We start from the raw sequence: 14095 nt of genomic DNA, 5'->3' as shown, positions 1-14095 counted from the left end.
GGATAAAAGCGAATTAAGGCAGCAGACGATCAGGCAGCAGGCGCATCAACTGGGTGTCGAACCAGGCGACGAAGGCCGGCGAAGGCTGGGCATCGACCGCCAGGTACCACCAGTCGTCTGCCGCGAAAGCCCGGCACTTGACCGCATCTTTCTCGGTCATGACCAGCGGCAATGACGGGGTGAAGGTCAAGGCCGGCGCACTGTATTGAGCGTGATCGGCAAATGCATGGGGAACAGGCCGCCAGTGTAGCGTTTCAAGGGTGTTGAAGAAACGCTGGGGATTGCCGATGCCCGCCACCGCATGCAGCGCCTGGCCGGGGGCGAAATGCTCCAGCGCACGGCGCTCGCCACTGCGCAGGTTGACCAGCACCGAGGGCTTGAGATGAAAGGCGAACCCGTCGTCACGGTCATCAACTGCGCCGTTGTAGAGCACCGCGTCGACGCTCTGCAAACGCTCCGCCGGCTCGCGCAGCGGCCCGGCAGGCAGGCAGCGGCGGTTGCCCAGGCCGCGGGCGGCATCGATCAGCACCAGCTCCAGGTCACGGGCCAGGCGGTAGTGCTGCAGGCCGTCGTCGGAGAGGATCAGGTCCAGCGGCTCGGCGGCCAGCAGGGCCTGTACGGCGCGGCCGCGATCCGGGTCGATCATCAGCGGCACGCCGCAGCGCTGGACGATCAGCAGCGGCTCATCACCGGCCACCGCGGCGCAATCTTCGGCGCTGACGCGCCATGGCAGTTGCGCCGGCTTGGCACCGTAGCCGCGGCTGACCACCCCGACCCGCAACCCGAGGCGCTGGCAGTGCTCCACCAGCCACAGGATCAACGGCGTCTTGCCGGTGCCGCCGACGGTGATGTTGCCCACCACGATCAGCGGCACAGGTGGTTGATAGATCGCCCCCTCACCTGCAAGAAAGCGCTGGCGCTTGCCCGTCACCACTCGGCGATACAGGCATTCCAGGGGGCGCAGCAGTTTCAGCGCGGGGTGGCCGTTGTACCAGGCATTGAGCAGGCGATCGGAAAGTGCCATCAGGGTGCCGGGTCCGCCTCGACGGTGGTCATGCGCAGGTGGCTGAAACCGAGCTTGCCGGCTGCATCCATGGCTGTGATCACCGCTTGATGCTGGGTCTTGCCGTCGGCGCTGATGGACAGCGGCAGGTTGGTGTCGCCCGCCGACTCCTTCTGCAGGGCCTCGATCAAGGTCTCCAGGTCATTTTTGGGCAGGACCTGGTTGTTCACCGAAAACACGCCGTCGGCGCTGATGGCGATATCCAGTTGCTTGACCTGCTGGTCTTCGGCCGGCGAGCCGCTGACCGCTTCCGGCAGGTCGACCCGCAGCTCGGTTTCCCGGGTGAAGGTGGTGGTGACAACAAAGAACAGCAGCAGGATGAACACCACGTCGATCAACGACGCCAGGTTGATGTCCACGGTTTCCCGGGGCTTGCGACGGAATTTCACGCTTTGCCCTCGGCCAGATCGACATCGCGGTCGCCCTGGATCACTTCCACCAGCTTGATCGCCTCCTGCTCCATGCCCACCACCAGTTCATCGACCCGGCGTTGCAGGAAGCGGTGGAAGAACACCGAGGGAATGCCCACCATCAGGCCGGCGGCGGTGGTGATCAGGGCTTTGGAAATACCGCCTGCGAGGATGTGCGCGTTGGTGGTCATGCCCGAGCCCATGAACGAACTGAAGATGTCGATCATGCCCAGCACGGTGCCCAGCAGCCCCAGCAGCGGTGCCATGGCGGCAATGGTGCCGAGGGCGTTGAGGTAGCGTTCCAGCTCATGGATGACCCGGGCGGCAGCCTCTTCGATGCATTCCTTCATGATCTCGCGGCCATGCTTGGAGTTGGCCAGGCCCGCCGCCAGAATCTCGCCCAGGGGCGAATCGGCGCGCAGTTCCTTGAGCTTTTCCTTGTTCAGCTGCTTGTCCTTGATCCAGCGCCAGACCTGCCCCAGCAGGTGGGGCGGGGTGACACGGCTGGCCCGCAGGGTCCACAGACGCTCGGCAATGATGCCCACGGCAGCAATGGAACTCAGAATGATCGGCAACATCATCCAGCCGCCGGATTTGACCAATTCCCACACAGTGACAGCCCCCTCGAAAAAGTGCGCCACTCTAACATAGGGGCCGGACGCACCGAAGACCGTGATGTCGCATGCTCACAGGCTTTAATAACCCACGGTTATTTAAGGCATTGCGGGCGGCTCACGCCAGAATCGCTGTTGCTCGCGAAGGCCATGCGCCGCCCCGAAAGCCCCCAGTTGCAGCCTCAGAGCGCCCTGTTCGGCGCTGTCATAAATTGCCATGTCCAGGCGCCGATAGCGTGCCAGCACTTGAGGATGGGGGTGGCCGAAGGCATTGCCCCGCCCACGGGAAATCAGCACCGCGTCGGGGGCCAGCCGTTGCAGCAAGGCCATGGATGAAGAGGTGCGGCTGCCGTGATGGGGGGCCTGCAGCCAGTGGGTCCGCACCGCCAGCGGGCTGTCGAGCAAGGCTCGCTCGGCACGGGCGTCGATGTCCCCGGTGAGCAGCAGGCGCTCGCCGGCAGCCTCGACCTGGAGCACGCACGAAGCCTGATTGCCGTCGGTCGCCGCTGCCCATTGCCACTGGCGAAAGCGCACGCCATTCCACACCCAGCTCAGCCCACTGTCGCAAGGCCTTGCCTGCAGGCCCGCGGGCAAGGCGTCGGGCTGGCCACCGCGGACCTCGCCCACGGGCATTGCGCGCTGCACCGCCTGGGCGCCACCGGCATGGTCGTTGTCGGCATGGCTGAGCAGCATCAGGTCCAGCCGCCGGATGCCGAGCCTGTGCAGGGTCGGCACTACCACTCGCTCTCCCAGGTCGAACTCGGCGACCCGCGCGCCAGCGTCATACAGCAGGGCGTGATCACGGGTACGCAGGATGAATGACAGGCCCTGCCCCACATCCAGCTGCCAGACCTCCACCTCGCCTTCGGGCACGCGCGCCAGGGGTGGCCAGACCGCCAGCAGCAACAGCGGCCAACCCAGAACCCGCATGGGCACGCCCCTGGGCAACAGCAGCAACAGGCAACCCAGAGCATTCATGCCCCATAGCCACAGAGGGATCTGCGGCGGCATCCAGGCCGGCCACCCACCGGCAATCAATCCGAGCAAGTGGAACAACCCGTCCAGCAATCCACCGGCCAGCCACAACAGGCCCTCCCCCACATAAGGCACCGGCAGCAGCAGGCTGCCGAGCAAAGCCGGCGGTAACACCAGAAAGCTGACCCAGGGCACCGCCAGCAAATTGGCCATCGGCCCGCTGAGGCTGATAGGCAGCCCCAGAGCCAGCAACGGCGGCAGCAGGCCAATGGCGATCAACCATTGGGCCCGGGTCCAGCCCTGCCACCAGCTCCACGCCCCCAGGCGCCCGGCAAAGATCAAGATCAGGATTGCCACTGCGGCAAAGGACAGCCAGAACCCCGCCTGCAAGCTGGCCAGCGGCTCGGCTAGCAACACCGCATTCAACGCCAGCAGCAGGGGCCAGCCGGCCCGCAGATGGCGAAAGCGCATGCGCCAGAGCAGTACCAGGGCGACCATCACACAGGCGCGCTGCACTGGCACATCGAACCCCGCCAGCAGGCCGTAGCCCAGGGCGCCGAGCCAGGCCAGGGCACAGGCCCAGGGCAACCAAGGCAAGCGCTCGGGCCAGAGACCATGGCGGGCCAGCCCGGCCACCGCGAAATAGATCACCCCAGCCAGCAGGCTGATGTGCTGCCCGGAAATCACCATCAGGTGGACGGTGCCGGTGTCCTGCAACAGCTGCCAGTCTTGCCGCGTCAGGCCGGAACCGTCGCCCATTACCAGCGCCGCCAGCCCCGCACCGCGTCCCTGAGCCTCGACCTCTAGCAAGCGCTGGCGCAAGCCTTGCCGCCAGGCCTGTGGGGCCGGTGCCAGCAACTGCCCGGCCTTGACCGTGCCGGTGGCGCCGATACGGCGCGCCAGCAGCCAGGCCTGGTAATCGAAGCCCTGGGGATTCAACAAACCCATCGGTTGGCGAAGCTTGACCGCCAGCCGCCAGCGCTCGCCACTCTTGAGCGCCGGGCCCTCACGCCAGGCCAGGCGCATGCGCCGGGGCAGCCGCTCACGGCGGGCCTGGGCATCTTCCAGCTCGAAACGCACCACGCCGCCCGCCTGCTCCGGCAGGCCGCTCACCCGCCCCTCCAGCCAGCGGGTCTGTGCCTCCAGGCGCGGCGCCAGGCGATCATCAAGGGCCGACTGCGCGGAGACACAGGCCCAGGTGAAACCGAACAGGAAAAATGCCACCGGATGTGTACGAAACGGCAACAGCATCAAGGCCAGTATCGCCATACACAGCAGCAGCCAGCCTGGGGGCAAGGCCGGCATGAAACCCAGCGCCAGCAGCCCCGCAGCCAGCGCCAGCATTGCGCTACGCATCCGCCCGCCCCTCCTTGGGAGTTCATACTCTTGGCTTAGTCGAGGATGGGCAGTGCGGCTTTATCATTTGTCACAATGTCTGAATTTTCGCCGACTAGAATCCGGTCATAATCGTCGCCTGACCCGACCGAGAAGCCTTATGCCCCGGCGCTTATTCAAACGTTACATGCCAGATCCGACCAGCATCCGGGAACACAAGTCCTTACGCTTTCTCGGCACCCTGCTGCATGACGCCAACCTCTGGCACCTCAATCGACACTCGGTGGCCCGGGCCATGGCCGTGGGCCTGTTCGCCGCCTTTATTCCCATTCCGATGCAGATGTTGCTGGCTGCGGTACTGGCCATCTGGCTGCGCGGCAATATGCCCATCAGTGTCAGCCTGGTCTGGTTGACCAACCCCATCACCATGCCGCCGGTGTTCTTCTGCACCTACCAACTGGGGGCCTGGCTGATGAACGTGCCGCCGCGCACCCTGCCCGACGAGCTGACCTGGGAGTGGATCAGCAGCCAGCTGGCAACCCTGTGGCAACCCTTCCTCCTCGGCTCGGTGGTGGCCGGGCTGGTGCTGGGGGCCACTGCCTATTGCCTGACCATGCTCTATTGGCGCTGGTGGGTCGCGCGCCAATGGTCCAGGCGCAAGCAGCAACGGCAGTGACCAACGAAAACGGCCTCCCGAGGGAGGCCGTTTGCATGACGCACTAAAGGCATTTACTGACGCATGCCGCGCCCGCTCACCAGCAGCCGTGCGCAACCGATATACAGCACCAGGGTGGCCACCAGCATGAAGGTAATGGCGATGCTGATCTTGATGTCCGACACCCCGAGGATGCCGAAACGGAAGGCGTTGACCATGTGCAGCACCGGGTTGGCCAGGGACACCGTCTGCCAGAACGGCGGCAGCAGGTTGATCGAGTAGAACACCCCGCCCAGGTAGGTCAGGGGCGTCAGCACGAAGGTCGGGATGATCGAGATATCGTCGAAGTTGCGTGCAAAGACTGCGTTGATGAAGCCCAGCAGCGAGAAGATGGTCGCGGTCAGCACTACCACCAGCACCGTGATGCCCAGGTGGTGCACCTGCAGCGTGGTGAAGAACAGCGACAGCAGCGTCACGATGACCCCCACCATCAGCCCCCGCAGCACCCCGCCCAAGGTGTAGCCGATGAGAATGGTATGGGGCGACAACGGCGAGACCATCAACTCCTCGATGGAGCGCTGGAACTTGCTGCCGAAGAAGCTCGATACCACGTTGCCGTAGGAGTTGGTGATCACCGACATCATGATCAGCCCCGGGACGATGTACTCCATGTAGGTGAAACCACCCATGTCGCCGATCTGCCGGCCGATCAGGTTACCGAAGATGACGAAGTACAGGACCATGGTGATGGCCGGGGGCAGCAGGGTCTGCGGCCAGATCCGGGTGAAGCGCCGGACTTCGCGATAGACAATGGTGTTGAGCGCCACCAGGTTGGGTTTGAACTCCGAACTCATACCGCCACCTTCGACAGATTCTTCTCCACCAGGGACACGAACAACTCCTCAAGACGGTTGGTTTTGTTACGCAGGCTCAGCACCTCGATGTTCTGCAGGGCCAGTTGGCCGAACAGCGCGGTGATGCCCACGGCCTTGTCCACCTGGACCTCCAGGGTATGGCTGTCCACCAGCCGGGTCGGATAGCCGGCCAGTTGCGGCGCCACGCTCAGGTCGTTCTTCAGGTCGAGGAGGAAAGTCTCCACATGCAGCTGGCTGAGCAACTGGCGCATGCTGGTGTTCTCGACGATGGTGCCGTGATCGATGATGCCGATGTTGCGGCACAGCTGCTCAGCCTCTTCCAGGTAGTGGGTGGTGAGGATGATGGTGATGCCTTTCTGGTTGAGCTCGGTGAGAAAGCTCCACATGGAACGGCGCAGCTCGATATCGACCCCGGCGGTAGGTTCGTCAAGGATCAACAGGCGCGGTTCATGCACCAGCGCGCGGGCGATCATCAGGCGCCGCTTCATGCCTCCGGACAGGGAACGCGAAGGCACATCGCGCTTGTCCCACAGGCCGAGCTGGGTCAGGTACTGCTCGGCGCGCTGCTTGGCGATCTTCGCCGGAATGCCGTAGTAGCCGGCCTGGGTCACGACGATGTCGAAGGTTTTCTCGAACTGGTTGAAGTTGAATTCCTGCGGCACCACGCCGATGCAACGCTTGAGCGCCGCCGGCTCACGATCCAGGTCGTGGCCGAAGACGCTCACCGTACCGCTGGTCTTGTTCACCAGGGTCGAGAGAATGCCGATGGTGGTGGATTTGCCGGCCCCGTTAGGGCCGAGCAGGGCGAAAAAGTCACCTTCGGCGACATCCAGATCGATACCACTCAGGGCCTGGAAACCGTTGCCGTAGGTTTTGGTTAGCTGCCGGATGGACAGAGCGGAACTCATATCGGATTCATGCACCAAGAAGGGGGAATTTTATAAGTAAGGGCGGCCCGAGCCGATTGCAACGACGCCGGACGCCCGCCATGTTGCGTGCCTGCGTCGTGCAAGTACAGTCACCCGTATCGATAGTGGGTATTAAGTCAACGCGGTCATCACGGCCTGGCGATAGGCCGGGCGCTGTTTCAAGCGCTCATACCAGGCTTGCAGATGGGGCATGGAAGGACGCTCGATGGGCATCTCGAACCAAGCGTAGATGAAACTGCCGAGGGGAATGTCGCCCACGCCGATCTCCTGCCCGGACAGGTAAGGCTGCTCGCCCAGGGCCTGATCGACTCGCGCCAGCAGCTCGGCACACGTGGTCTTGGCGGCGTTGATCTGCGCCCAGTCCTGCTGCTCGGCCGGGGTGCGCAATACGCCCCAGAACAGATGCCGGAAGGGTTCAGCGAAGGTCGAGGTGGTCCAGTCCATCCACTTCTCGGCGCTGGCCCGCAGTTGCACGTCGGCCGGGTACCAATGGCTATCGGCGGCGTAGCGCGCAGCCAGGTAGCGCACGATGGTATTGGACTCCCAGAGCACGAAGTCGCCGTCTTCAATCAGTGGAATCCGGCCATTGGGGTTCAGCGCCCGGTACGCCGGGGTGTCCACCACCCCAAAGGCGCCGCCGGCGTCCAGGGACTCATAGGCGAGCCCCAGTTCCTGCGCGCACCAGAGTGCCTTCCTGACATTCGACGAGTTCTTGCGACCCCAGATCTTCAGCATGACCATCCCTCAGTAATGAATGCCGGGGCAGTCTACGCCTGATCAGCCGCGACTCAAATCGCCGCGCAGGTCTGCCAGCACTTGCGGCTGCTGCGCGTCGAACAGGTGCGGGTAGCATTTTTCCAGGTGGCCGAAAAACAGCTCCTGCGGCACGTCGGCAAACTGCCCGTGGTCCACCAGGTACTCCATCGACTGTTCGCCCTGGCGATTGAAAGGCTGGAAAACGCTGTCCTCCAGGCCGTCGAAATCCAGCGGCGCCACATCGAACATTTCACACAATTGCCGGTTGAACGCCGGCGTGGCCTTGACCCAACGACCCTGCAGATAGAACTCGGTGTAGCCGTGCATGGCGAACACATCGCTGCGCAGCAGCTCCAGCAGCCTGGGTGTGGACAGGTGATTGCGCACATCGGCCAGGCCGATGCGCGCCGGTATCCCGCAATGCCGGGCACAACCGGCGAGCAAGGTGGCCTTGGGCACGCAATAGCTCTCGCCGGTGGCCAGGGCATGGCTGCCGCGCAAGGTCTGGGGATCACGGCTGAAACTGTAGAAGTTGTAGCGTACGGCCTCGCGCACCGCGTAATAGAGGCTGACGGCTTGCTGTCGGGGATCGCGGCTGGCACCGCGATGAATTTCGGCGAACTCCACCACCGCCGGGTGGTCACTATCGATGAAGCGGCTGGGACGCAGGTACTCGTGCATGGGCATGACCTCCGAGAGGAAGCCTGAGTCTATCGAGGCGTCCGCCCCAGTGATAACGACGTATCGGCCAAAGATCATGGCCCCCACGATCAACCGGGCCCGACCCGCAAGATACAGACTTGCGCTGCACCCGCACTGCCCTGCTCACCCGCGCTGTCGAAGGCCGACTACGCTCTGAGGGTGATTTCACCCCTGGTTTCACGGAGGATTGAATATGCTGTTGTTGTGGATACTGGTTCTGGTGCTCGCAGTGGCCTACCTGGCCCATCGCCGTACCGCCCCCCTGCCCGCCCTGGGCGTGGTCGCCATCTACCTCTTGGCCATGGGCGCCTTTAGCCGCGCCCCCGGCTGGCTGCTGCTGATTTTCTGGGTGCTGCTGGCAGCGGTCGCCGCCCCTCTGCTGCTGCCCGATCTGCGGCGCAAGTATTTCAGTGCGCCGCTGTTCAGCTGGTTCCAGAAGGTTCTGCCCCCGATGTCCCAGACCGAGCGCGATGCCATCGATGCCGGCACCGTCTGGTGGGACGGCGAGCTGTTCAGTGGCCGCCCCGACTGGAATACCTTGCTGGCCTACCCCAAGGCCCAGTTGACCGAAGAAGAGCAGGCGTTCATCGACGGCCCGACCGAGGAGCTGTGCGCCATGGTCAGCGACTGGCAGATCGGCCAGCACATGGACCTGCCGGCCGAAGCCTGGGCCCACATCAAGGAGCACGGTTTCTTTGCCCTGATCATTCCCAAGGAGTTCGGCGGCAAGGGCTTCTCGGCCTACGCCCACTCCCAGGTGGCCATGAAGCTGGCCACCCGCAGCGGCGACCTGGCCTCCACCGTGATGGTGCCCAACTCCCTGGGCCCGGCCGAACTGCTGCTGCACTACGGCACCGACGAACAGCGCAATCATTACCTGCCGCGGCTGGCCCGGGGCGACGACATTCCCTGCTTCGCCCTCACCGGCCCCCTGGCCGGCTCCGATGCAGGGGCCATGCCCGACACCGGGATCATCTGCAAAGGCCAATGGCAGGGTGAAGAAACCCTGGGCCTGCGCCTGAACTGGGAAAAGCGCTACATCACCCTGGGCCCGGTGGCCACCCTGCTGGGCCTGGCCTTCAAGGCCCATGACCCGGACCACCTGCTGGGCGACCAGGAAGACCTGGGCATCAGCCTGGCGCTGATCCCCACCGACACCCCCGGCGTGGATATCGGCCGCCGCCACCTGCCCCTGGGCGCGGCCTTCATGAACGGCCCGAACTCCGGCAAGGACGTGTTCATTCCCCTGGACTTCCTCATCGGCGGCCAGGAAATGCTCGGCAAGGGCTGGATGATGCTGATGAATTGCCTGTCCGTGGGCCGTTCGATCTCCCTGCCCGCGGTGGGCACCGGCGCCGCCAAATTCACCAGCCTGGTGACCGGCCAGTACGCCCAGGTGCGGGAGCAGTTCAACGTGCCCCTGGCCGCCTTCGAGGGCATCCAGGAGGCTCTGGCCCGCCTCGGCGGCAATGCCTGGCTGATGGACAGTGCACGCATGCTCACTGCCAACGCCGTGGACCTGGGGGAAAAACCCTCGGTGCTGTCGGCGATCCTCAAGTACCACCTCACCGAGCGCGGCCGCGAGTGCATCAGCCACGCCATGGACGTGCACGGCGGCAAGGGCATCATCATGGGCCCCAACAACTACCTGGGCCGCAGCTGGCAAGGGGCGCCGATCTTCATCACCGTGGAAGGCGCCAACATCCTTTCGCGCAACCTGATGATCTTCGGCCAGGGGGCAATCCGCTGCCATCCATTCGTGCTCAAGGAAATGGCCCTGGCCGGTCGCGAAGACCACGACCAGGCGCTGCAGGAGTTCGACGCCCTGCTGCTCAAGCACATAGGTTTCGCCGTGAGCAACGCCGCCAGCACCCTGGTGCTGAACCTCGGCCTGGGCCACTTCGAACACGTTCCGGGAGACAAGGTCAGCCAGGGCTATTTCCGTGCCCTGAACCGCCAGGCCGCGGCCTTCGCCCTGCTGGCGGACTTCTCGATGATGCTGCTGGGGGGCGAACTCAAACGCCGCGAGCGCCTTTCCGCCCGCCTGGGGGATGTACTCAGCCACCTGTACCTGGCGTCGGCAGCGCTCAAGCGCTACCACGACCTGGACTCCCCGGAATACCTGCGCCCCCTGCTCGCCTGGGCCATGGAAGAGAGCCTCGGGCATTCCGAACGGGCCCTGGACGAGTTGCTCAGCAACTTCCCCAACCGGGTGTTCGGTTGCCTGCTGCGGGTGCTGGTGTTCCCCTTCGGCCGTCGCCATACCGGGCCATCGGACCAGCTGGATGCCGAAGTGGCGGCGATCATCGGTCGTGCCCAGGGCGATCCGGCCCTGGAAGCGGTGCTTGCCGGCTGCTACCGCCCGCAATCCAAGGACGACCCGGTGGGCGCCCTGCAACATGCCAGCAACCTGCTGAGCGCCGTGCACCCGTTGCACAAGAAGCTCCACGAAGCGCTGAAAAGCGGCCAGGTCAAACCGGCTGCCGGCGAATCGGCCATCGACGCGGCGCTGGAAGCCGGCGTGTTGCAGGCCGCCGAGGCCCAGAGCCTGCACGAGGCCGAGGCGGCGCGGCGCAAGGTCATCGATGTGGATGATTTTGCCAAGGAGGAGCTGACCCTGAGCGAAGGCAAGACCCGCTAGACGGCCGCCTTCGGGGCAGGTCGATTATGAAACCGGGCGCGGGAGCTATATACTCCCGCGCCCGTTTTGCTCTTGAGGACCCTGTCATGTCCAACATCGTCGCCGATCATCTCGTCCTGCTGGACCACCTGCGCAGCATCCTGGTCGCGGTAGGTGAAGCCGAACAGGTGCCCGAGGAAAGCCACGCGCTGTTCCTGGAGCGCTTCGACGAACTGCGCGCCTCGCTGCCGATCGACCCGATCGAAAGCCAGTACCTGGGCCAGGACCTGCTGTGCCAGATCATGCAGCGCTACCCGCAGATCGCCCACCTGGTGCCTCGTGACCTGCTGTGGTTCTTCGCCGGTGACTGCCTGCACTACATGCCCGATGAAGAAATCGACCTGTACCAGGCCCTGGAAGAGCGCCGTTTCGAAGCCGAGCAGAACGACGAGCCCTTCGACTGGAACCAGGAAAAGCAGCTGCTGGCGCTTTCTGCCCAGGACAGCAAGCACTGATCACTGCGCCCGGCGCAGCCAAGGCCCGCACGGTTCGCCCGGCGGGCCTTTTTCATGTGCGCCTTTTAGCGCCGGCTTGTCAGAGAATTCGCTGGCAAGCCAGCTCCTACAGCGGGCGTTCCGCTTTGCCCGGGCGGTTGAGGGTCGGCTCCTTGGCCAGGCACTCCACCAGGTAGTCGATGAAAACCCGCAACTTGGGCGGCAGGTAACGGGTCGGTGAATGCAGCAGCCAGGCACCGCCGTGGTAGGAGGCCAGGAAGGTCCACTCCGGTAGCACCTGGACGATCAGCCCCTGCTCCAGGGCATGGCGCGCGGTGAAGTACGGCAGGCTGCCGATCCCCAGGTGTTGCAGCACCGCATCCAGGCGCACCCCGGTGTGGTTGGCCGCATAGCGCCCGCGCACCCCCACCGTGACCGCCTTGCTGCCCTGGGTGAATTTCCAGCGCGCATCGCTGGGGGTCTCGCCCAGGTAGATGCAACTGTGCTGGCGCAGGTCCTGGGGATGGGCCGGCGTACCGTGCTCGGCCAGGTACTGCGGGGTGGCGCAGAGCAGGTGATCGATGCGCAACAGCTGGCGGCCGATCAACCCGGGCGGCGGGCGATCGGTGATGCGGATCGCCAGGTCGACGTTGTCGTCGATCAGGTCGACATCGCGGTCCTCATGCAGCAGTTCCACATCGACCTGGGGATAGCGCCGCAGAAACTCCGGCATGTGCGGGTGCACCACGAAACGCCCCACCGCCTTGGGCACGCTGACCCGCACCACGCCTTCGGCTTCGTGGGTGAACTGGCCGCTGACCTCCATCACCGAACGGGCCGCACTGACCATTTCACTGCAACGCTTGAACACCTCTTCGCCACCGTCGCTCAAGCGCAACTTGCGTGTGGTGCGCTGCAACAACCGGGTGGCCAGGGCCTTTTCCAGGCGCGAGATGCTGCGGCTGACCGCCGAAGGCGAGGAGCCCAGCTGGCGTGCCGCCTCGGAGAAGCTGCCGGTCTCCACGACCCTGACGAAAATGGCCATTTCTGCCAGCAAAGGCAGGGGTAGATTTATGCTCATGACGCAATAGTCCATTGAGTTTCGAACGGATTATCACGCAATTGCCCAGGCCGCATAATAAAAAAACACTGAATTCCAGGGTTAGAGAAATGACGCGGCGCCTGTATTACGACAATGACCAGTTACTGACCTCCGTCGAGGTCCTGAGCTGCATCCCCCACGAACAGCAATTCGCGGTCACCCTCAACGCCACGCCCTTCCACCCCCAGGGTGGCGGCCAGCCCAGCGATACCGGCTGGATCGGCCAGGCCGCCGTTCTGCGGGTGGCCCAGGAAGGCGAGCAGATCGTGCATTACCTGGACCAGCCGCTGGAGCCGGGCATTTTCGAGGCCCGGGTCGATGAGGCCGCGCGCCTGTTCAACAGCCGCATGCACTCCGCCGGGCACCTGATCGGCCACTTCGTGCAAAGCCAGGGCTGGATACCGATCAAGGCCCATCACTGGCCAGGTGAAGGCCGGGTGTCGTTCAAACCGGCAGAGCAGCCCCGGGAGATCGACGGCGCCAGCGTGCAGGACGCGATTGCGCTGTGGATAGAGGCCGACCTGGAACGGCATAGCACAATGGCGGACGGTTCGCGCCAGATCAGCTTTGGCCAACTGCCGGCCTATGGTTGCGGCGGCACCCACGTCAGCCACCTGCAGCAACTGGGCGCGGTGCTCATCACCGCGGTCTCACTCAAGAAAGGCACCCTTTCGGTCAGCTACAGCCTCGACTGAAAACGGCCTGCCACTCAACCACCCTGCTTTGCGGAGTCCGCATGCTGTCCAACTATCTTGGCGAGTTCCTCGCCCTGGCCCTGGTTCACTTTCTCGCGGTGGTCGCTCCCGGGCCGGATTTTGCCGTGACCATCCGCCAGAGCGTGCGCTTTGGCCGCATGACCGGGGTCTGTACCGCCCTGGGCATCGGCGCCGGCATCTCGGTGCACGTGCTCTACACCCTGCTGGGGGTGGGCGCCCTGATGCACGCTACGCCCTGGTTGCTGAGCGCGGCCAAGCTGCTGGGCGGCGCCTACATTCTGTACTTGGGTATCAGCCTGCTGCGCAGCAAGGCCAAGACCAGCCTTCCCGGCGAGGCGCCCACCGATGAGCCCCAACAGACCTTGCTGCGAGCCTTTACCACGGGGTTTCTGACCAATGCCACCAACCCCAAGGCGACCCTGTTTTTCCTGGCGATCTTCACCACCCTGGTCAGCGCCACCACCCCACTGAGCATCCAGGCCCTATATGGCGCCTGGATGTGCCTGGTGAATGCGCTGTGGTTCGTGATCGTCGCGCTGTTCTTCTCCAGCTCTCGGGTGCGCTTGCTGTTCATGCGCCTGGGGCACTGGTTCGAGCGCTGCATGGGGCTGATCCTGCTGCTGTTCGCCGGGCGGTTGCTGCTGTCGCTGTAGGCAAGGCAAACGACAAAGGCCCGCGCAGGTGTACTGGCGGGCCTTTTTGCTGGGCACTGGCTGCAGCGTTGAATCGCAGGCAAACAAAAACGCCGCTCAATGAGCGGCGTTCTTGTGAATTTGGAGCGGGAAACGAGACTCGAACTCGCGACCCCGACCTTGGCAAGGTCGTGCTCTACCAACTGAGCTATTCCCG

The 14095-nt window shown here is 64.4% G+C and carries 14 protein-coding genes; 5 read left to right on the top strand and 9 right to left on the bottom strand.

Annotated elements, in window-relative coordinates; all coding sequences use genetic code 11:
• Nucleotides 1–13: 13 nt before the first annotated feature.
• The 4 genes from lpxK to AC1RL5_RS27385 all read right to left on the bottom strand — a co-directional run bounded on the left by lpxK (nucleotide 14) and on the right by AC1RL5_RS27385 (nucleotide 4418).
• Entirely contained in the window at nucleotides 14–1024 is a 1011-nt protein-coding gene (gene lpxK, locus AC1RL5_RS27400) for a tetraacyldisaccharide 4'-kinase (protein ID WP_093406471.1), read from the bottom strand.
• On the bottom strand, nucleotides 1024–1452 hold the full coding sequence (locus tag AC1RL5_RS27395) for an ExbD/TolR family protein (RefSeq protein WP_011060101.1): 429 nt from the start codon (nucleotides 1450–1452) through the stop codon (nucleotides 1024–1026). The genes lpxK and AC1RL5_RS27395 overlap by 1 nt, the downstream gene beginning before the upstream one ends.
• Nucleotides 1449–2084, bottom strand: a complete 636-nt coding sequence (locus tag AC1RL5_RS27390) for a MotA/TolQ/ExbB proton channel family protein (RefSeq protein ID WP_011060100.1) — start codon at nucleotides 2082–2084, stop codon at nucleotides 1449–1451. The genes AC1RL5_RS27395 and AC1RL5_RS27390 overlap by 4 nt, the downstream gene beginning before the upstream one ends.
• A gap of 102 nt (nucleotides 2085–2186) precedes the next feature.
• Complete coding sequence (locus AC1RL5_RS27385) at nucleotides 2187–4418, bottom strand: DNA internalization-related competence protein ComEC/Rec2 (protein ID WP_492589909.1); 2232 nt, start codon at nucleotides 4416–4418, stop codon at nucleotides 2187–2189.
• Between the two features lie 139 nt (nucleotides 4419–4557).
• Between AC1RL5_RS27385 and AC1RL5_RS27380 the strand changes: the two genes are divergently transcribed.
• Nucleotides 4558–5073, top strand: coding sequence for a DUF2062 domain-containing protein (locus AC1RL5_RS27380; protein WP_015634695.1), 516 nt, complete (start codon nucleotides 4558–4560; stop codon nucleotides 5071–5073).
• A 53-nt stretch (nucleotides 5074–5126) separates the two neighbouring features.
• On the opposite strand, the gene AC1RL5_RS27375 is transcribed toward AC1RL5_RS27380, so the two are convergent.
• The 4 genes from AC1RL5_RS27375 to AC1RL5_RS27360 form a co-directional block, all read right to left on the bottom strand.
• The gene (locus AC1RL5_RS27375; protein WP_011060097.1) at nucleotides 5127–5906 is read right to left on the bottom strand and encodes an ABC transporter permease; all 780 of its coding nucleotides are present in this window, start codon (nucleotides 5904–5906) and stop codon (nucleotides 5127–5129) included.
• On the bottom strand, nucleotides 5903–6835 hold the full coding sequence (locus tag AC1RL5_RS27370; protein WP_011060096.1) for an ABC transporter ATP-binding protein: 933 nt from the start codon (nucleotides 6833–6835) through the stop codon (nucleotides 5903–5905). The genes AC1RL5_RS27375 and AC1RL5_RS27370 overlap by 4 nt, the downstream gene beginning before the upstream one ends.
• Before the next feature lie 132 nt (nucleotides 6836–6967).
• Nucleotides 6968–7591: a glutathione S-transferase family protein gene (locus AC1RL5_RS27365; RefSeq protein WP_093406482.1), complete on the bottom strand. Its 624-nt coding sequence runs from the start codon at nucleotides 7589–7591 to the stop codon at nucleotides 6968–6970.
• Nucleotides 7592–7633: 42 nt separating this feature from the next.
• Nucleotides 7634–8293, bottom strand: a complete 660-nt coding sequence (locus AC1RL5_RS27360; protein WP_492589907.1) for a transglutaminase-like domain-containing protein — start codon at nucleotides 8291–8293, stop codon at nucleotides 7634–7636.
• A 214-nt stretch (nucleotides 8294–8507) separates the two neighbouring features.
• Between AC1RL5_RS27360 and AC1RL5_RS27355 the strand changes: the two genes are divergently transcribed.
• Nucleotides 8508–10955, top strand: coding sequence for an acyl-CoA dehydrogenase (locus AC1RL5_RS27355; protein ID WP_019095143.1), 2448 nt, complete (start codon nucleotides 8508–8510; stop codon nucleotides 10953–10955).
• Nucleotides 10956–11041: 86 nt separating this feature from the next.
• Nucleotides 11042–11449, top strand: a complete 408-nt coding sequence (locus AC1RL5_RS27350) for a PA2817 family protein (protein WP_011060092.1) — start codon at nucleotides 11042–11044, stop codon at nucleotides 11447–11449.
• A 106-nt stretch (nucleotides 11450–11555) separates the two neighbouring features.
• On the opposite strand, the gene AC1RL5_RS27345 is transcribed toward AC1RL5_RS27350, so the two are convergent.
• On the bottom strand, nucleotides 11556–12509 hold the full coding sequence (locus AC1RL5_RS27345; protein WP_011060091.1) for a LysR family transcriptional regulator: 954 nt from the start codon (nucleotides 12507–12509) through the stop codon (nucleotides 11556–11558).
• 89 nt (nucleotides 12510–12598) lie between these two features.
• Here AC1RL5_RS27345 and AC1RL5_RS27340 point away from each other — a divergent pair, with 89 nt between their 5' ends.
• Both AC1RL5_RS27340 and AC1RL5_RS27335 read left to right on the top strand, forming a co-directional pair.
• On the top strand, nucleotides 12599–13225 hold the full coding sequence (locus AC1RL5_RS27340; RefSeq protein WP_072451646.1) for an alanyl-tRNA editing protein: 627 nt from the start codon (nucleotides 12599–12601) through the stop codon (nucleotides 13223–13225).
• Nucleotides 13226–13266: 41 nt separating this feature from the next.
• Nucleotides 13267–13899, top strand: coding sequence for a LysE family translocator (locus tag AC1RL5_RS27335; protein ID WP_015634690.1), 633 nt, complete (start codon nucleotides 13267–13269; stop codon nucleotides 13897–13899).
• The last annotated feature ends 196 nt before the right edge of the window (nucleotides 13900–14095 follow it).

The sequence above is a fragment of the Pseudomonas sp. GW822-FHT06D10 genome (assembly GCF_058799535.1).
This window is presented reverse-complemented; position numbering and strand designations above follow the sequence as displayed.